At 60.7% G+C, this 19,425-nt stretch carries 13 protein-coding genes; 7 read left to right on the forward strand and 6 right to left on the reverse strand.

Annotated features, from left to right (window positions below; translation table 11 throughout):
- Positions 1 to 95 precede the first annotated feature (95 nt).
- From VHX65_11415 to ccsA, 6 genes are all read left to right on the forward strand, one after another.
- Positions 96 to 692 carry a hydrolase gene (locus VHX65_11415; GenBank protein HEX3999150.1) on the forward strand — a complete coding sequence of 199 codons (597 nt, stop codon included), beginning with the start codon at positions 96 to 98 and terminating at the stop codon, positions 690 to 692.
- Positions 682 to 1,881: an alanine--glyoxylate aminotransferase family protein gene (locus tag VHX65_11420; protein HEX3999151.1), complete on the forward strand. Its 1,200-nt coding sequence runs from the start codon at positions 682 to 684 to the stop codon at positions 1,879 to 1,881. Before VHX65_11415 ends, VHX65_11420 begins: the two co-directional genes overlap by 11 nt.
- Positions 1,882 to 2,124: 243 nt before the next feature.
- Entirely contained in the window at positions 2,125 to 3,078 is a 954-nt protein-coding gene (epsC, locus tag VHX65_11425) for a serine O-acetyltransferase EpsC (protein ID HEX3999152.1), read from the forward strand.
- A gap of 91 nt (positions 3,079 to 3,169) precedes the next feature.
- Positions 3,170 to 4,009 carry a sugar phosphate isomerase/epimerase family protein gene (locus tag VHX65_11430; GenBank protein ID HEX3999153.1) on the forward strand — a complete coding sequence of 280 codons (840 nt, stop codon included), beginning with the start codon at positions 3,170 to 3,172 and terminating at the stop codon, positions 4,007 to 4,009.
- Between the two features lie 657 nt (positions 4,010 to 4,666).
- The gene (locus VHX65_11435; GenBank protein ID HEX3999154.1) at positions 4,667 to 5,848 is read left to right on the forward strand and encodes a hypothetical protein; all 1,182 of its coding nucleotides are present in this window, start codon (positions 4,667 to 4,669) and stop codon (positions 5,846 to 5,848) included.
- A gap of 314 nt (positions 5,849 to 6,162) precedes the next feature.
- Positions 6,163 to 10,101 (forward strand): cytochrome c biogenesis protein CcsA, encoded by a 3,939-nt coding sequence (gene ccsA, locus VHX65_11440; GenBank protein HEX3999155.1) that lies wholly within the window; start codon positions 6,163 to 6,165, stop codon positions 10,099 to 10,101.
- A gap of 187 nt (positions 10,102 to 10,288) precedes the next feature.
- Here the strand turns inward: ccsA and VHX65_11445 are convergent, their stop codons facing one another.
- The 3 genes from VHX65_11445 to aroC form a co-directional block, all read right to left on the reverse strand.
- Positions 10,289 to 11,602, reverse strand: coding sequence for a hypothetical protein (locus tag VHX65_11445; protein HEX3999156.1), 1,314 nt, complete (start codon positions 11,600 to 11,602; stop codon positions 10,289 to 10,291).
- Positions 11,603 to 11,652: 50 nt separating this feature from the next.
- Positions 11,653 to 12,045 carry a hypothetical protein gene (locus VHX65_11450; protein HEX3999157.1) on the reverse strand — a complete coding sequence of 131 codons (393 nt, stop codon included), beginning with the start codon at positions 12,043 to 12,045 and terminating at the stop codon, positions 11,653 to 11,655.
- Positions 12,046 to 12,123: 78 nt separating this feature from the next.
- Positions 12,124 to 13,263, reverse strand: coding sequence for a chorismate synthase (gene aroC / locus VHX65_11455; protein ID HEX3999158.1), 1,140 nt, complete (start codon positions 13,261 to 13,263; stop codon positions 12,124 to 12,126).
- A gap of 337 nt (positions 13,264 to 13,600) precedes the next feature.
- Between aroC and VHX65_11460 the strand changes: the two genes are divergently transcribed.
- Positions 13,601 to 14,140: a hypothetical protein gene (locus VHX65_11460; protein ID HEX3999159.1), complete on the forward strand. Its 540-nt coding sequence runs from the start codon at positions 13,601 to 13,603 to the stop codon at positions 14,138 to 14,140.
- A 78-nt stretch (positions 14,141 to 14,218) separates the two neighbouring features.
- Here VHX65_11460 and VHX65_11465 read toward each other — a convergent pair whose 3' ends face one another.
- From VHX65_11465 to VHX65_11475, 3 genes are all read right to left on the reverse strand, one after another.
- The gene (locus tag VHX65_11465) at positions 14,219 to 15,919 is read right to left on the reverse strand and encodes a hypothetical protein (protein HEX3999160.1); all 1,701 of its coding nucleotides are present in this window, start codon (positions 15,917 to 15,919) and stop codon (positions 14,219 to 14,221) included.
- A gap of 93 nt (positions 15,920 to 16,012) precedes the next feature.
- Positions 16,013 to 17,899, reverse strand: coding sequence for an ABC transporter permease (locus VHX65_11470; protein ID HEX3999161.1), 1,887 nt, complete (start codon positions 17,897 to 17,899; stop codon positions 16,013 to 16,015).
- 274 nt (positions 17,900 to 18,173) lie between these two features.
- Complete coding sequence (locus VHX65_11475; GenBank protein ID HEX3999162.1) at positions 18,174 to 19,112, reverse strand: ABC transporter ATP-binding protein; 939 nt, start codon at positions 19,110 to 19,112, stop codon at positions 18,174 to 18,176.
- Positions 19,113 to 19,425 lie beyond the last annotated feature (313 nt).

The raw sequence follows: 19,425 nt of genomic DNA on the forward strand, positions 1-19,425 counted from the left end.
CCGGGTTTGCCGACGTAGTCCGCAAACGCGGTAGCCTTTAGTCTGTAGCGCTCCGCCCGTAGCCTCGCTCCGCTGCCCCTGCTATGCTTGCCGGCATGGATCCATCGAAGCATTTTTCTTTTGTTCGTAGCCCCGAATTGATGTCGGCCAGCAGCACCGGTTTGCTGGTTGTCGATGTGCAGCAGCGGCTTATTCGGCTGTTGCCGGACCATGGCCGCATTGTTTGGAACATTCGTCGATTGCTCGATGCAGCGAAGCTGTTTGGCTTGCCCGTGCTCGCGACCGAGCAGTATCCGAAGGGATTGGGCGGAACGGTCGGCGAATTGGCCGGGCAGCTCGGTTCGATCGCCGCCAAAACGACATTTAGCTCGGCCGGCTGCGAAGCGATCGCGGGCGAATTGGAACGCCTGCCGGTGCATCAATGGCTTGTCGTGGGGATCGAGGCCCATGTTTGCGTGCTGCAGACGGTGCTCGACCTGTTGTCGGCCGGCTTTCGCGTGTTCGTAGCAGTGGATGCCATCGGCTCGCGGCACGAGGTGGATTGCCGCGTGGCGCTGGCGCGGATGGAATCGGCCGGCGCGACGCTGACGACGTGCGAGTCGGCTCTGTTCGAATGGTGTGCCGATTCCAACCGAGCCGAATTCAAGCAACTCAGTCAGCTGATCAAGGAGACGCCGCCCAATGTCGGATAGCCCAGCAACCGGATCTGCGGTTCCCGCCGCGCCGCTCGATGCTCCATCGCGGATTTTGATGGGACCCGGCCCGAGCCCCGTTCACCCTCGTGTTCTCGCCGCGCTCGCCAGCGGCACCATCGGCCATCTCGACCCTTATTACCTTGCGCTGATGAGCGATATGCAGCGGATGCTCCGTGAGGTGATGCGCACCCGCAATGAGATGACGCTGGCCATCAGTGGCACCGGGTCGGCTGGAATGGAAGCGGCCGTGCACAATCTGGTCGAACCGGACGATTCGGTGCTGATTTGCGTGGCCGGCGTGTTCGGCGGGCGGATGGCCGAAGTGGCGACGCGTGCCGGCGCGAAGCTCACGCGGATCGAGCGCCCGTGGGGAGACGTCTTCTCACCCGACGAGATTAAGGCTGCCCTGGGGCAGTCCAAACCGAAAGTGGTCGGCATCGTAATGGCCGAAACATCGACCGGCGCGGCCCAACCAATCGCCGAGATTGCGAAACTGGTGCACGAGGCGGGGGCGCTGTTGATCGTCGACGCGGTCACGGCCCTCGGCGGCATGCCGGTCGAAACCGACGGCTGGGAACTCGATGCGGTGTATTCTTGTTCGCAGAAATGCCTGGGCTGCCCTCCCGGCTTGGCCCCGCTGTCTCTTAGTAGCCGCGCGATGGCAAAAGTGCGGGCTCGGCGCACGCCGGTGCGAAGCTGGTATCTCGATGTAACGCTGTTGTCGCAATATTGGGGCGAGCAGCGCGTATATCACCATACTGCGCCGATCAATATGACCTACGCGCTCTACGAGAGTTTGCGAATGGTGCTCGAGGAGGGGCTTGAAAACCGCTTTGCCCGGCATCGGCTCAACCACGCGGCGCTTTCCGCGGGACTGGCCGCCATGGGAATCGAACAAGTGGTCGCCGAGCAATATCGCCTGCCGATGCTGGCCGCGGCAAAGATTCCCGATTCGATCGACGACGCGGCGATTCGCCGCCAGCTCTTGGAGCGATTCAACATCGAAATCGCCGGCGGTCTGGGCGCGCTCAAGGGCAAGGCATGGCGAATCGGTGTAATGGGCCACGGCTCGCGCCGCGAAAACGTCCTGCTACTGCTCTCGGCCCTGGAGCAACTGCTCACAGAGCATGGCCACCGCGTCAGCGTCGCCGTCGCCGCGGCGCAGAACGTATACCTCCGCGGCTGACGGACGAGGCACGGTGGATATTGACCGAAAACACGAATTCAGGATTACATTGCCATTTACGAGGCTAGTGGCAACGGCGGCGAATTCTTTCGTAAACTCCGCGGGCCATGCCTGGTTGCAGCCAGCGGCTAGCGTTGGCCGCCGCGGCCTTTTTGTTTTCCCCTCAACTCGCGAGCCCGCCCAGGACGACTAGTATTCCAGGTACGTTGATTTTGCCGATTTTAACGCCTAGGATAAGAGGTCATGGCCTCCGACTTCCGTCTCAAAGAGCAGTTGCCAGAGCTCACCGATAAGATCGTGCGGACCTATAGCGAGGTCTCGACGATCAATCATCTCGGCCATTGCCCGCTGCCGAGCTACGACGTGATCATCTCGGTTTGCGAGGACCTGAAGGAGATTCTCTACCCGGGATTTCGCCGCCGCGAAGGGCTGCACCTGGGGAACGTCACATATCATGTCGGCGAGTTGGTCGACGAGCTGCACGACAAGCTGACGCTGCAAATAGGCCGCGCCCTGCGTCACGATGCCGGGGCCAGCGAAATGTGCACCGACGATCAGGATTTCGAAGCTCTCGGTCAGGCAAAGGCGATCCAGTTTCTCGAGCAACTGCCCGACTTGCGCAAAATGCTGGCGCTGGATGTACAGGCCGCCTACGACGGCGATCCGGCCGTGCGGAATCTCGACGAAGTGATATTCTGTTATCCCGGCCTCGAAGCAGTGACGATCTATCGCTTGGCCCACGTGCTTTACGAATTGCGGATCCCATTCATCCCGCGGATGATGACCGAGCTGGCCCATTCGCGCACAGGGATCGACATCCATCCTGGTGCCCGGATCGGCAAGTATTTTTTCATCGACCACGGCACCGGCGTGGTGATCGGCGAGACATGTCAGATCGGCGAACGCGTGAAGCTTTATCAAGGCGTGACGCTCGGGGCGGCCAGCTTCGCGACCGATATCGACGGCAATCTGGTGCGCGGTACGAAACGGCATCCGACGATCGGCGACCGCGTCGTGGTGTATGCGAATGCCACGATCCTCGGCGGAGCGACGGTGATCGGCCACGATTGCGTGATCGGATCGAACGTGTGGCTGACGCGGAGCGTCGATCCGCGAACGACCGTCGTTCTGGAAAAGCCAAAGCTGCGGATCCGCGCCGACGAAAGCGTGCCGGCCGACCTGGATTGGCAAATCTAGGGTGAGGGGTTAGGGTGAGGCATAGGGACGCGCAAGCGCTCGTCAGGCCCTTGTGCTTTTTCCCTCACCTTAACTCTCATTCTATACCTCTATGCTTCGCCCTCTCGGTGTTTTTGCGAGTATCGATGCGGGTCTCGGCGTGAATCTCGATGTGGCCCATGAACTAGGCGTGCCGACGATCCAGTTGCACGCGCCGCATCAGAAGACGCGAACTCTGGAAAATGCGGAACGATTCTTGAAGCGGCTCGAATCACTCGGCATTCGGCTGACGGCCGTCTTCGGCGGGTTCGAAGGAGAAAGCTACGCCGATATTCCCACCGTGATGCGCACCGTCGGTCTCATTCCGCCGGTCACACGGGCGGCGCGGCTCGCAGAGATGTGCGAAATTTCCGATTTCGCGCGCACGCTCGGATGCGACGTCGTCGCGCTTCATCTCGGCTTCGTGCCGCACGATCGCAAGTCGGGGTCGTATATCGATGCGGTAGTAGTTACGCGGCAACTTTGCGAGCATTGCCGCCGCAACCGCCAGGCATTGCATCTCGAAACCGGCCAAGAAACGGCCGATGACCTGTTGCAATTCTTGCGCGACGTCGAGCGCGACAATTTGTTCGTGAATTTCGACCCCGCCAACATGATCCTCTACGGCTCGGGCGAACCGATCCCGGCCTTGGAAAAGGTCGGCCGATACGTGCGCAGCGTCCATTGCAAAGACGCGACCTGGGCGGCCCGCCCGGGCGCGGAATGGGGCGCCGAGGTGCCGCTCGGCGAGGGGGCGGTCGATTTCGACCGATTCTTGCGCACGCTCGACAAGGTGGGCTACACCGGCCCGCTGACCATCGAGCGCGAAATTCCCCAAGAGCCGGAGCGGCAAAAAGCCGAAATCGGCCGCGCTCTAAAGCTCTTGGAATTTCTGCAATGCAAGATCGGCTAAGCCAACCCGCGACCGCTCAGCATCGCTATTCTCGTGCCGCGCGGCAGAAATCGCACCCTTCTTCCCCCGGGAAGCTGTTCACCGCCCTGGCCCTGCCTGCGGCCGAGCCGTAATTCCTCCGCCACGATAGAAGCGAAAACGTCGCCCGCGACGCCGAGATGCCAACTTACGGAACCGCCGCTGGCCGCTTCTTTCCCTATACATTCACTCCCCGCGGCGCTATAATCGATTGCTGTCCCCCCAGCGTCTGCCGAGAGCGGGCGCGCCACCTGTCCGGACCGTCGCGCACGCTGTCGAGATGATCCGCGGCACGGCCCACTTTCAACTATCCAATATCGAATCCGGCACCCACCTCATCCGGCGCGGGCTGGTCGTCGCCGTGAAATGGTTCGAACGGCCGGGCGGTCGGAGATTCGGTTCTATATGGGCAATCTTTTCGACAACAACCCGACGCGCAAGCGAGGATGCCCTGCATCGTGTGCTCACACTCGGTTCGAGTTGGCAACGTTGGGCGAGGCGCTCCCTCGCTTACGCTTCGGGCTACGATGGCAAACGGCCCCTCGCTTACGCTTCGGGCTACGGTGGCAAACGGCCCTTCGCTTACGCTTCGGGCTACGGTGGCAAACGCTCCCTCGCTTACGCTTCGGGCTAGTTTGCTTGGTTGGGCTGCTGGCTTCGCTCGGCGGATGTAGTCCGGCAGAAAAGATCGAACAATACACGGTCGAAAAGCCCGACGTATTGGCGGAGAAATATTTCCACGAATCGCCCGACGCGGTTGCCACAAACGGTCCCGGCACCGACCGAATGGTTGCTGCGGTCGTGCCGCACGGCTCGCAGTTCTGGTTCTTCAAGCTGGCCGGACCCGACGAGGCAGTCGCCAAGCAGGCGGCTCCATTTTTGAGCTTTATGTCGTCGATCCATTTCGCTGACGGAGCCGAATCGCCTCCCGATTGGACGCTGCCCGAAGGTTGGACGCGCCAGCCGGGCAATGCCATGCGATTTGCCACGATTGAGATCACTCCCGGGCCGCCGCGGCTTGAAGTTTCGGTGTCGATGCTTTCCAAGCCCCCCGAGGCGGCCGCGGCCCAAGGAGCCGTGCTGCAAAACGTCAATCGTTGGCGTGGCCAGTTGGGTCTCAAGCCGATCGCCGGCGATCAATTGGCGAAAGAAACGAAAACGGTTGACATCGGCGGCGAAACGGCGACGCTCGTCAATCTCGTCGGCAAATTGCGCGGCGGCATGATGATGCCCCCTTTCGCCGGCGGCGCGTTGCCGCCCGGCCACCCCGTAGGTCAGGCTTTCCAGCCTGACGGCAGCGCTCCCCCGCCTGCCCATCCCGAACTTCCGCCCGACCATCCCGCAATCACTCCGGATCAGACTGCCGATTCCACCCCGCCGCCGGCCGAATCGTCGCCCGATCTGAAGTACGAAACACCCGCCGGATGGGAGCCCGGCCAACTCAATGAGATGCGCAAAGCCGCATTCGAAGTCAAAGACGGCCCGCAAGAAGTTGCGATCACCGTCGTCGCTTTGCCCCCATTTGCCGGCGATCTATTGCCCAACGTAAACCGCTGGCGCGGACAACTGCATCTGCCGCCAATCACCGCCGACGATTTGAGCAACGTGGTCAAGCCGATGTCGATCGGCGGCGCGCCAGGAAGTTATGTAAACCTAACCGGACCGGCCGATCCCGCGCCGCAGCAAACGATCCTGGGAGCAATGGCGGCGACGGCCGACCGCGTGTGGTTTGTCAAGCTGCAAGGCGACACCAAGTTGGCCGAGCGCGAAAAGCCGAAGTTCGAGTCGTTTTTGAAGTCGCTCAAATTTGCCGGACAATGAACCAAAGAAGGCGGCCTTGCGACGCCGGCAAATTTCGGTCGGCGGGTAATGGACTGTGTGCCACTGGCAAAGCGCAGTCTGCCAGTGCCGCCCCGCGAGTTGAGGTGAGGTTTTGACCGCGGCGACGTCGGCCGACGTTCAGCCGCATGCGATAAATTTGCGTTTAGCGGCGATTCCACTGGCCGACTGCGCTGGCCAGTGGCACACGATGCGGCCGTGTGTGCCACTGGCCAGCGCCGTCTGGCAGTGCTGAATTGCTGGTGGGGTTAACTGCGGGTTGAAAGTCAAAGCGGATTTCTTGAGGATCGCAGCCTATGGCAACCAACGTCGTTTCGAACGACCCTTATCTTTCGCCCCGCGGTCGGCAACCGCGACCGGCCGCGAAAGAAAGGAGCCTATGGGTCACGCTACTGCGGCCATTGGCGTCGTTGAAGCTGACGGTCGTTCTATTTGCGTTCGCGATTTTCATCATTTTCGCCGGAACCGTGGCGCAGGTGAATCAAGATGTCTGGACCGTGGTGCATCATTATTTCCGCTCTTTTTTCACTTGGATCGACCTGCAAATTTTCTTTCCGCGCACACTGCACGTCCCTGGCGGTTTTCCGTTCCCCGGCGGCTGGCTGATCGGCGCCCTGTTGGTGGTCAATCTATTGGCGGCGCATGCGCTGCGATTCAAGATTCAGGCGCGCGGCACCCGATTGTGGGCTGGCTTGGCAGTGATCGGCGCCGGCATCTTGCTCACGTGGGGAGTGGTCAATAGCGCCGGCGCCCTGGGCGCGATGGCAACCTCGGGTGCGCCGGGCGGTGCGGCCGTTCAATCGGCTCTCGAACAATGGCTCGCCGAAATGGGAGCGAAGATTCTTTGGATTGGCATGAAGCTCGGGCTGGCTGGCCTGCTTGCGGGCACGGTCTATTTCCTCGTCAAACTCGATTGGAGCCGGCGGTTGGAACTGGGCTTGCTCGCGGCGGCAACGGTCATTGAGGGATGTGTTCTGGCGTGCCTGCTGTATCGCAGCGACTATGTGCCCGATCCGTCGTCGATGCGGATCTTGTGGCAATTGGTGCAAGGGGGATTTCTCGGGCTGGTATTGTTGGCAGGTTGTGTGCTGGCGTTCAAGAAACGGGGCGCGATCGTGCTGATCCACGCCGGTGTCGCGCTGATGATGTTCAACGAACTGTATGTCGGCATGACGTCGGCCGAAGCGCAAATGCGGATGACGCCCGGCGCCGTGCACAACTACGTCGAGGACATCCGCACGGTGGAATTGGCCGTCGTCGATTCGGCCGGTAAGACGGAAAACAGCGTCGTCGTGGTGCCGAAGCAAATGCTGTTTCCCAATAACGTGATTCGCGACGAACGGTTGCCGTTCGACGTGAAAGTCGTCGAGTTCATGCAGAATGCGGATATTCGCCGCCCGGTTCCGAAGGGACAGGCGAATCTGGCAACCGCGGGCCTCGGCCTCGAATGGTATGCGGTGCCCGAACGAGCAGGCACCGGCACCGACACCGATTCCAAGGTCGATATCTCTGCGGCGTATGTCACGCTGGAGAAGAAGGGGACCGACGAGCCGCTTGGCACGTATCTGGTCAGCCTGGAACCCGAGGAAACGCAATCAGTCACGGTCGAGGGCAAGAATTACGACGTCGCCTTGCGCTTCAAGCGAACCTACAAGCCATTCATGGTGCAGTTGCTCGAAGCGCGAAAAGACAATTATCCCGGCACCGACACGCCGCGGAATTTCTCGTCGGACATCCATCTGATCGATCCCACCAACCGCACCGATCGCGACAACATCCACATCTGGATGAACAACCCACTTCGCTACAACGGCGAAACCTTCTACCAAAGCGGCTTCGGCATCGACCCGAAATCCGGCGAGCCGCAAACGACGCTCACCGTCGTAGCCAACCGTGGCTGGATGATTCCGTATATCGGCTGCATGATCGTGGCCGTGGGTTTGCTGTCGCATTTCTTGACCGTGCTGACACGGTTCTTGCGCCGTCGAGCAAGCGGCTCGCTCGATCCGCGCGACGAATCCGAGCCGGCAGTCCCGCTGGCGGAACTGGCCCGCGAGAAGATCTTGAATCGTTCCTGGTCGTCGATGCTTGGCGAGTTCTTTCCGTGGGTGGCTGTGGCGGTGTTGGTTGGTTGGGCGCTGAGCTTTGCGGTGCCGCCCCCTTCGCGGCCCGATGCGCTGAATTTCTACAAGTTCGGCGAATTGCCAGTGGTCTATGAAGGCCGCGTCAAGCCGTTTGACACGCTGGCCCGCAACGCTTTGAAGGCCATCTCCGAAAAGCAAACGTGGACGGATAGCGACCCGCAAGACGGCACCAGCGTCGAGCGCCGCAAGCATCAGCATCCGGCCATCGAATGGCTTTTGGATGTGATCTGCGATCCCGAAGTCGCCGCGAATGAACCGGTGTTCCACATCGACGATTCGGAACTGCGCGACATGCTCGGTCTCACCGCCAAGCAAACCACCGCGGAAAAAAATCTCGCCGCCCGGTCGAGCGACAAGAATGCCCAGGCCGAACAAGACAAGGCGGCAATCGCGGCCGACGAAAGCTTCCTTCGCCGCAGGAAAGACAATCGCTACTCGATCGCCGACTTTCGCGACGGCTTGAAGGAATTCGGCAAGCAGTGGAAGCAGGCCGATTCGGTGGTCGAAGCCGAGCGCACTCCGCTGCAGCGGCAGATCGTGGAGTTTGCCCGGCGATTGAGCGTGTATCGGGCAGTGCAGGATTCCTTTCAACCGCTCGATCTTCCGCCGCTGCCGAGCGCTGAAGAAATCCGGAAAGATCCCGAGGGCGCGCGGGCCGTGGCCGAGGAAATTGGCCGCATGCTTCGCGAAGACATGCCGAAGTTTCACGCCGATCTGGCGCAGCGGCAAGTGCCGCTGTCGGTTCCGCCGGAAAATGGCAACGGGGAATGGGAGCCGTTTGCCACGGCCATCGATCAAGCGTTCATCGATCGCGTGATCCACGGAAGCGAGGGAAATCCGAACACGGTCGCCCTCGCCGGCATCTTCCACGACTACGTGAAAAGAAACGCCGCGGAGTTCAATGCATCGGTTGCCAAATATGCCGCTTCGCTCGTAGCCTCGCCGCCGAAACTCATGGCTGAGAGCAACAACTCTTCGCTATGGATCGTGCCCGTCGTTAGCCGGAAACTGGGGCTCATCCAACATGCCGACAAGCTTGATTTCGAGGCATTCTTCAACCATTTCGAGCCATTCTTTTACGGAATGATTCTCTATCTGGTGGCGTTTAGTTTGGCCTGCTTTGCGCTGCTCGGCTGGAGCGTGCCGCTGAATCGCGCGGCATTCTGGCTCGTCGCCGCGACGCTGGTGCTGCACACGGCCGCGATGATCGGCCGGATCTATATTTCGGGCCGTCCGCCGGTAACGAATCTCTATTCCGCCGCGTTGTTCATCGGGTGGGCCGGCGTCGGGATGGGGCTTTTGCTGGAGGTGTTTTTTGGCCTCGGCCTTGGAACGTTGATCGGCGCTCTGGCAGGTTTCATGACGCTATTGATCGCCCACTTTCTCGCCAGCAGCGGCGACACGTTCACGGTCATGCAGGCCGTTCTGGATACGCAGTTTTGGCTCGCCACGCATGTGGTTTGCATCACGCTCGGCTACGCGACGACATTTTTTGCGGGGTTGCTGGGTGTGTTGTATGTTGTTCTCGGCGTTTTGACTCCGGCCCTATCTCCGAGCCAACGTCGAATAACCCCTCGTTCAAAAGGTTTGGCAGTTTACGCGGCACTAACCGGTGGGCTGACGGGAATAGTCGCCCACGACCTCGCCACGTCGTCGGATCGATCGAAAACAATCATCCGCATGATCTACGGCGTGCTCTGCTTCGCGATCTTCTTCAGCTTTGTCGGCACAGTGCTCGGCGGGTTGTGGGCCGATGATTCTTGGGGCCGGTTCTGGGGCTGGGACCCGAAAGAAAACGGGGCTCTGATCATCGTCATCTGGAATGCCCTCGTGCTGCATGCCCGCTGGGACGGGATCGTGAAAGACCGTGGGCTGGCGGTGCTGGCCATCGGCGGCAATATTGCCGTGGCATGGTCGGGGTTCGGCGTAAACGAACTCGGCGCCGGTCTGCATTCGTATGGCTTCACGAATGGCGTCGCGCTTTGGCTCTCGATTTTTGTCGCCAGCCAACTCGCACTAATCATCATGGGCTCTCTCCCCAAGCGCCTCTGGCGTAGCTTCCGCAACCCGCCGCATCCCGCGACGGCATAACGTGACATGCCGACTGCTCAGCGCAGAGGGCATGGCAGCCGCGCGCACTCGCAGCCAACCTATGGGCACACTCCGTGTGCCGGCCGCGCAACACAGCGGGCTACCCAAAGAGCAGCGCAGACGGCACACGGAGTGTGCCTGCTACAATAGGCTCGCAGCTTGGCGGAGCCGAGTTGGAGCGGTTGGTTTACGGATTGCGTTCGAGTCGCAACCGCCCTTGCGGCGGCTGGTCTTCCCGTAGAACCACTTGCGGCACCGGCAAGCGGCCGATCAACCAACCGGATTCTCTCGTCGCCGGCACCTGCACTGCGCTTTGCGGCACGAGCGTGCGCACCAGCGCCGCAATCGGGCCCGAAGACCCTGCCGGCTCGCTCAACACCGTCCCATCGCCGAGCCGCATCACGGCGCCCGCTGCGCCCGAGCACTGCCCGTGCAATGTCAGCCCGGATGCGTCGACCACGAACGCAAGTGAAAGTTGCTCATATTGCCGTAGCATATCTTCCGCATGATGATTCGCAGGCCGGGGTGCGAGATGCAGAAACTCGATCGCTGCCGCCACCAGCGACTGGCTAACCACGCCCGGGCCGGCCGACAGCGTGCCGGCCGCTTCTTCCAATCGCCCGTGGCGGAAGCGAGCCTTTTGCACAGTGATTTCGGCGGCGCCGCTCAGCCGATGCGGAAACTGCTCGCTCACGAGGATTTGCAGATCGACGTCGGTAAACTGGCCCGAAAGCTCTCCGTCCCAACCGTCGGCCGTTTCGGTCGCCCAAACCGAGCCGCGAAATTTCGCCTGCGTTCCGAGGTGATTCGCAATGCCGAGGGGAACAGCCAGCATCGCGCATGGCAATGCGCCGCCGCAGGTGTCGAACTCGAGCTTGGTTTTCAGTTGCGAGCCCCTGGCACCGGCCATGCTTGTAGGCGTGCTGTCGCGCTGACGGGTCACGCGCAGCCGCACCGGCTCGGGCATGTCAATTCCAGCAATCCGAAAACTGAGCATCGCAGTCCGCGGCTCGCCGTCGGCGGGCATCGAGATTTGGCCGACGATATCGGTCAGCGTTTGCGCGCCGGCCGGCCAATGGAGCGTTGCCTCGGCGGCGGAGATCCGCGTGGTCGCGGCGGTGTCGCTCGCTTCGCGCAAACGCTGATCCACCAGCAGCCAGAAATCACGGAGTTGGGCGGCGTCGAGTTCGGGCTGCGATGCCACCCAAACGCTCGTGGTTCCGCTGCCGCCAGTTTCCAGAAACCGCATTCGTGCCAAGGGAGACGCCGTTTCGGGGTCGGACAGTTCAACCCCTTGATACAGCGTGATCCCCGGCCGCGGAAACGACACCGCGGCGCAAGCAATATTCAGGCCCACGGTGTGCGACAATTCCGCCGCACAGGCCCGCTGGTGTCCCTTGCCGCCGCGCCAAGCGGTCCAAATCAGAACGACCGCCGACGGTAGCACACACAGCATCAAGAATGCAATTCGGCAAAGTTGCCGCCGCGTTCGATCGTGCATTTGCCGGACCTCCTTGTCAGCAGCACCGGAAGCGAGTTCGTCTCGGTGCCTCAGAGTAAAACGGGAATCCGATCGGCTGGAGGAAGTTCTTGATGGACGATCCAAACCTGCTCGCTCCCCGGAAGCGTTTCGGCCAGGCGCTTCAAGCATTCTTGCGCGTCCTCCAGCCTCGAAAATCGCAATTGCGGGCGTTCTGGATCTATGACCGTCGATGCTCCCATTGTTCTCATCGCATCCTTGCACTGTTCCAACGTCACCGGATCGCTAGGGCGTACCGCCGGGTCGACTTTCCACAGCATAGCCCCACAAGTAGATCGCCGCCGTGCCGTGCGATCGGCGATATTGGCTAGCGCCGCCGCGTCTTTGTCGCGTTGTTTAGCGGCGGCGCGAAATTCACGAATGCTATCGACTGACAGTCGTTCGCATAGGCTTTTCGGCTTCATTACGAATTCGCGGCCGACTCGCCGCAATCGACGTTCCCTCGAATCGGGTTCCAAGTCAAACCGGCAATTTTCTTGACTCTATCGCTCGCGGGCCGCTTTCAAAAACAATTCGTAGCGCGATTTCATTTCCGTCAAACTGTCGCCGCCGAACTTTTCCACCAGCGCCGCCGCCACCTCGAATGCCACCACGTTTTCCACGATCACGCTCGCTGCCGACACCGCGCACACGTCGCTCCGCTCATATTGCGCGTTCTCCGGCTCTTTGGTCCGCAAATTGACCGATTCCAGTGGTTTGCGCAACGTGCTGATCGGTTTCTTGCCGGCCCGAACCACGAGCGGCTGGCCGTTGGTCATGCCGGCTTCCAAGCCGCCGGCATTGTTGGTGGGCCGGACATATCCCAAATTTGGCGAACCGGCCTGAGAAGGATCGAACCGAATCGGATCGTGAACCTGCGAGCCGCGCCGTCGGGCCGCCTCGAATCCCAGCCCGATCTCGACACCTTTGATCGCCTGGATCGACATGACCGCCATCGCCAGCCGGCCGTCGAGCTTGCGGTCCCATTGGGCGTGCGTTCCCAGACCGAACGGCAAGCCCTCGACCCGCACCTCGAGGATGCCGCCTAGCGTATCGCCATCCTGGCCGCATTCGTCGATCATCGATTTGAATTGCTCATCCTGATCGGGATTCAGCGTGTACAGTTCGCTCCGATCGCGTAGGGCCCGGTGCTCTTCGAGCGTTCCCGGCCGCGGCACGACCGCGACGCCTCCCAATTCGACGACATAGCCCAACGCACGAATGCCGAACTCGGCAAGCAATTGTGCCGCCAGCGCTCCCGCCGCGACGCGCACAGTCGTTTCCCGCGCGCTCGCTCGTTCGAGCGTGCCGCGGATCGATCCGAGATACTTGATTGCCCCGGTCAGATCGCCGTGGCCGGGCCGCGGGCGCTCCAAATCAACCAGCCGTTCGAGTTTGTAATCTCGATTGACGACCTCGAGCGCGATGGGGCTGCCGAGGGTCGTGTCGTGCCAGATGCCGCTCTTGATATCGACTTGGTCGGATTCGATTCGCTGCCGGCCGCCTCGGCCATAGCCGCCTTGCCGGCGGTGCAGTTCGGCATCGATCGGCGCGGTGTGGATTTTCACGCCCGCCGGAAATCCATCGACCAGCGCCACGAGCGCCTTGCCATGCGATTCGCCGGCTGTCAGATATCGCAACATGTTCGCCGATCGTTCCCGCTGGTGCCCGGATTGTCTGGTGCGCCCCATCTGCAAGTACCCATTTTATCTGGGCCGGCATAGTGCTGATAGATCGGTTCGGGCGGGGTAAGACGAGAAGCAGAGACCGTGGAGGCGGAGTTAACGGGCGCGCAAGGTCCTGGCAAACTGCCGGACCTTTGCCGGTTGTGCCAAAGTTTCTGCCGGCCGCTGGCCGATTGGATTGCGATGACGACACGCACTCCGCCATTCAACGAATGATTTGCCGGCAACTTGCTAGCAATGCTGCAATGGCGTGAAGCAGGACGCAACTAACAACGCTCGCTTGGAATTGCCGCGAATGAAAATGGATCGCAGAAAAACGCCGATCGGCAAAGTGCCGCTGCGACTCGCATGCTGGGCAATCTTACTGACCGCGGCATTGTTGACGCTGCAAGGATGTTTGCCGCGCGGGCCGATCTCGCTCAAATGGCCATGGCGGCATGGCGATGATTGCCCAGATTGCGACGCCGATGGCGTACCTGTGTTGGCGCCGCATTCGATGTTCAACCCCGTGCCGACACGTCCGGTGTTTACGCCTTGGATGTGCGATGATGGTGCCAGAGGACCGGGGGGAACCGTCGCGGCGAATCGGCCGAGCGAAAAATCGCTCGACACGGCGGAAGAACGTCCGCACGATTCCGAGTTGGCCGACCGCCGCCCAAACGTTCGCGCGGCTTCGGCACGATCATCTGCTTCCGACACGCAGCATCCCACGACATCGTCGCCTTCCGCGGCCGACGAATACTACAATCCGTCGGCCGAATCCGCCGTATCCACGGCGCCTCCAAGCAGCCCAGGCGGCAATCAATGGCACGCGAGCAATGACATTTCGCAATGACGAACTCATCCGCCATACTGTAGCTGCGCCGGCACGACCTTCACGTGCCCGCGCCGTGGGCATGGCGTTCGGCGGATCCTAAGGTTTTCCATCCGACTTGGTTGCCGGCGGCTTAGCGGCCGGGGGCGCCTTGCTTTTTGGCGCTGCCGGAGCTGGAGATTTGCTATCCGGACGCTGGGCGGCGGGAGTTTTTTCGGCCGGCGTTTTTGTGCCAGTTGGCTTCGTTTTGGCGGCGGTTTGCGGTTCCCCTTTCACTGCCATTTTCGGCCGGGGATTCGTCCGGTCGTTGAGATCGAGCACGTCTTGCAGGATGAAATGAGCGGGAAACTTGGAATCCGCGCCGGCCAACTGCCGCAAAACGTCGCGATACTTTTCGACCACGTCGGCCAGGTCTTCGGCCATCAGCGTGTCTTCGCGGAGCACTTTCCAGCGATCGAGCACTTTGCGCCACGCGGCAAACGATTGCTCGTAGAGTTTTTTGGCGGTCGTCGGCCGGGCTTCCATCTGCTCCTGGCCCGCTTGATACATCAATTGGCGGGCGGCCAGCGCGTCGTCGGTCGGCTCGGCCTCGCAGCGCGTTTTCCAGTAGTTATAGTTCACGATGTCGCGCGACATGCGAATTTCCCGGGCTGCCGATTCGGTATTGGTCAGGTCGGCGGCCAGCTTGCGGGCTTTGGCGCGGCGGTCGGGGCTGGTGCGCTCCGCAACCTCGTTCCACCACAGGATCCAATCGTTTTCCTGCGGCGCGGTTCGCTTGTCGAAGGGCAAGTCGAGCGAGATGCGCTGTTGCGGCGTTTGCTTGTCGCGAGTGGCCAGTTTCACTCTTTCGAATTCGCCGGGCAGCAACTTTTCGAGTTGCTCTTCCAGGCGCTTTTCTCGCGCGATGAGATCTTCTTCGGCATTGAGATGCACGATCGTGTTGTCCGGCGCGGCGAGATCACGAGCGCCGAATTCGTCTTTTTCGCGGTCGGCGTGGTCCCAGGCGTTCTTGGCCACCTCGCCGAATTTCGGCGTTTCGCCCGCGGTGCTGTCGCTTTCGAGGTCTTCGGCGTAGCTGATCAGCGACATCATCGGCTGCGAGTGGAAGATCAGGGGCGTCGTGCGGAGCGGATCGCCGCGGCGCACCTGTTCTTGACCCTGTTTGTATTTCGAGTACGACACGAGCCAATTGTCGCGCTGTGATAGGGGGCGCGACGGATCGTCTTCAGCGTGGAATTTATCGTCCTGCTTGAAGAGGCGGCGATATTGCCGATGCTCGTCGGCCTTGCCGATCTTCTGACCGATGAACCAGCCGATGCGGCCGGTAATCCGCGGCTCGTGAATGTTTTCCTTCTGCCCCAGCTTGAGAAACTTGATGCCTTCCATGACCCAGTAGTAGCGGGCATGATAGTCGTCGAACTCGACCGACGTGTTGTAGGTGAGGTTGTGGGCCTGGAAATCCCAGACGGAATAGAAATGGGGCTGGAGGTAAGCGATTTGGGTGAGCACGGCGCCGAAACCGGCCCAATCCTCTTTCATTTTGTAGTCGGCCGCTTTGTTCCAGAGGATATCGACCGCGATGCCTCGCAGCCCGAGCGTGGCCAGCTTGACGGTTTCGGCGGAAACGTCAACTTCGCCGAGATTGGCCTCGCTCAGATCGTATTCCTTGCGCAGCCGGGCGAGCTTGCCGCCATCGCTGTGCCGCGTCGCCGGCTGGCTCAGCAAATGCAGCGGGACTACTAGTGCGAAAATCGCTACGATGTAGCCGACTTTCCACCAAAATGCCTTTTGTTGGCCCATGGGAGATTAGGGTGAGGGGCTTGGGTTAGGGGTTAGAAGCGAATAGTGAAGACTCCGAGCGGGGATTGGCTTCCTCGCCCCTAATCCCTCACCCTATTTGGCCACTTCACGCATGCGGAGGAAAATGTGTCCGGCGAGGAAGAGGGCGATCAAAAAACCAAAACCGAGCGTGGCTTGTTGCAGGATGCGCGTCATCGGCACGTCGAAACCGTCGGCGACGAATTGCACGTTGGCATAGTCGTTGAAGTTCGGCAGCACCTGGACGACAGCTGCCATGAACGTCATCAAAATCTTGTCGACGAACTGCGCCACTTGAACCGCCACGGTGGGGTCTAAGACCATGGTGATATTCCAATGTTCGACGAGCCGCATCAGCGATTCAACCGGTCCGCCGCCGGGAACGAGCTTATAGTTGTGCTCGATCACGGCCGTGAACAGAGCGAGCACATTCTCAGTGAAGAATCCCATGATGAGCATGCCGAGCGAGGCCAGAATCGCCACCGGCCCGCTCAGAAAGGTGCTCCACATCACTCCAAATCCGATTACCAACACCATCTGCATCCAGATGCCGAAATACCCCTTGACGAAATTCAGCGGATAGGAGCCGTCGCTCGATTTCAGATATACGTCGCCCTCGGCGATGCCAATGTATTGCGACGGCGACAGGCAGCGGAGCCGCAATTCGAGCCGGCCGTCTTTGGTGGTAAGATCGTCGAACACGTCGACCGCGGTCACACCGCGATCGGTGTTGCGCTCGAGCTTGCGTGGGATGTAGTGCTTGTCGATCACCTGGTCTTTGACCTGGAAGATGATCGCGTTGCTCTTCATGCTCGGCTGCTCCGGATTCACCAGTTCGATGCTGCCGAGGATGCCGAGGGTGCGATTGTTTTTCTTTTCGTCGGCGATTTCGCCCTTGTAGGTGCGGAACACACGCAGCAACATCTCGAGCGGCAGCTTGCCCGCGGGAAAGCGGTCGGGCGTAATGCCGGTGAAGGTCCAAATCGCGGCCATCGGCGTACCGCCATCGAGATATTTGCGATAGGTCCATTCTTTGCCGATGTTGATTCCCTCGCCCTGCTTGCCCGAGCGATTGAGAATTCGCAGGCTGCCATAAATGGGCACCCGGGCGACAAGCTGCTCTTCGGGGGGCCCGACCGTGTAATGCATCCGGCCATCTTTCCCCATTTCACCGTGGACATGATGATAATGCCCTTGCTGCACGTCAGTCACGCCGTTGCCATTGGCATCGAGCACGACGTGATGCCGGTGATTATGGTCAATCGACGTGTAGCCTTCTTTGCCGCCGGAGCTGATCGCGCCGGGATCGGGCGGCAGATCGCTCAGATCGGCTGCGGTAAGCGTGTGGGTGTGGTTCAGCGTTCGGTTCACAAACACAAAGCTGGCCGCGCCCATCGCCGTCAGCAGCACTGTTCCAATCACGGCGAAACCCAAAATGCGGCCGAGCACGATTTCGCCGGTTCGCACAGGCTTGGTGACAATCGTATAGATCGTGCGGTTTTTCAAATCGCTTGGCAGACTCATGGCGCTCAAAAAGATCGCCAGTAGCATGACGAGATAGGTCGTCGCCGTGAGCACGAAATTAATGTAGAGCTTTCCGGGATCGAAGCTACTGAGCTTGTTCGGATCGGACGACGGATTCAAAAACCATCCGGCAAACAAGAGCACGACGCCAAAGATCACCAGCGCGACCCACACCCGGCGCCGCATCGATTCTTGCACCGCCAATCGCGCCAGCGCGAATACCCGCCGCGGCGAAAAATTGAGCAAATCCGACCAAACCGACGCCATAACGCGATAGATCATGTCGCCCGAACGCATCGGGCCATGCCGCACCGCGGCCACGAAGAACGCGAACACCAACCCCGCCACCGAAAGCAGCCCGACCACGAAAAGATAATGCAGCACGGCATCGGGCAGCCAAGCCAGATATGACGGCGGAATGACGAAATCGCGAACCATCAATATGCTCGGTAGTTATATAGCAGGCACACTGCGAGGCTGTGAAAGAATGGGGACAGGCGCCTCGCGCCGACCAGTTTTGCCGGTGTTTCATCAAGCGAGTACGGAGCCAGTCCCCATTCTTTCACACGCGCTGCGTGTGCCGTCCGCGTTAGTCAAACGTCTCCAAACCGAATCCGCCAAACCTCGCCAAAAGGTTCACCGCAAACCGGCCTTCGCCGTTCTCTAGCACGCTTGCCGTATTCCGCTGCCGACGGCACACGGAGTGTGCCTGCTACGCTTTGCCGTCCTCTTCAATTCGGCCACGGCGGCCTGGGCGGGCTTCGCTGTCGCGGACGATCGACAGGAACAGTTCTTCGAGCGTGGTGGTCGGGTTATCCATCGAATTCAGCGTGCCGTGATGCCGCTCGATGACGGCGCGAATCTCGGCCTTGGCGGCGTCGTCTAGCCCGGAGGCGCGGATTTGCGTCAAGTCGCGCATCCGCAAAAGGCTATCGACGCGGCCCAGTTCTTTCAGCTCTCCCTGGTGCAAGATCGCAATCCGATCGCACACGTCCTGCACGTCGGCCAGCAGGTGGCTACACATGATGATTGTCTTCCCTTCGCTCTTTAGCTTCAGGATCAGATCCTTCATTTCGCGCGTGCCGATTGGGTCGAGGCCGCTGGTCGGCTCATCCAAAAGAATCAGTTCCGGGTCGTTGATCAGCGCTTGGGCCAGCCCGATGCGGCGAGCCATCCCCTTGGAATACTCGCGCAATTGACGGCGCTTCGCCCAATTCAGCCCGACCATGTCGATTAGCGCTGCGGTACGGCGGCGGCGAACGGCCGAGGGCATGTTGAATAGCCGGCCGTAAAAGTCGAGCGTCTCCTCGGCATTCAAAAAGCGATAGAGATACGATTCTTCGGGCAAGAATCCGATCCGCTCGTTCTTCGATACGTCGGTGGCGTCGCGGCCGAAGATCAGGGCCTCGCCCGTCGTTGGAAACAGCAGGCCGAGCAGCAATTTGATCGTGGTGGTTTTGCCGGAGCCGTTCGGGCCGAGCAGTCCGAAGATTTCACCGCGCTGGATACTCAGATCGAGGGGTTTTAGGGCGCGGACCTTTTGCCGGCCCCAGAAATCGCGATAAACCTTCGACAGGTTTCGGGTTTCGACGACCACATTACTGTCGCCGACCACGGGCGGCTGAACCGCCGGAGCCACTTGCGTCGCCATGAGGAATAGGGTGAGGAGTTAGGGTGAGGGGTTAGGGGACGAAGAAGCGGTAACAACGCTCTGGCAAGACGCGATGGGAAGTGGCGTGTCTCCGGTCGCCGAACGGCGCAACGATTTGAGCCACAAGTTCTTGTACGGCATCGCCGCGGCCGAAGTTCGACCGCTCGATTTTGGCAACAGAAAAGAACTTGTCCCCCGCGACAGGCCGCCGAGCAGGGTGCCCGCCTCGGACTTCACTATAGGAGCGTCGTCACCGCGATTCAAGGAGCCGCAAGAATGCACCGGCGGTCGGCGAGGGGAAAAAAGTTTGGGG

This window comes from Pirellulales bacterium (assembly GCA_036267355.1).
Classification (GTDB): Bacteria; Planctomycetota; Planctomycetia; order Pirellulales; family DATAWG01; genus DATAWG01.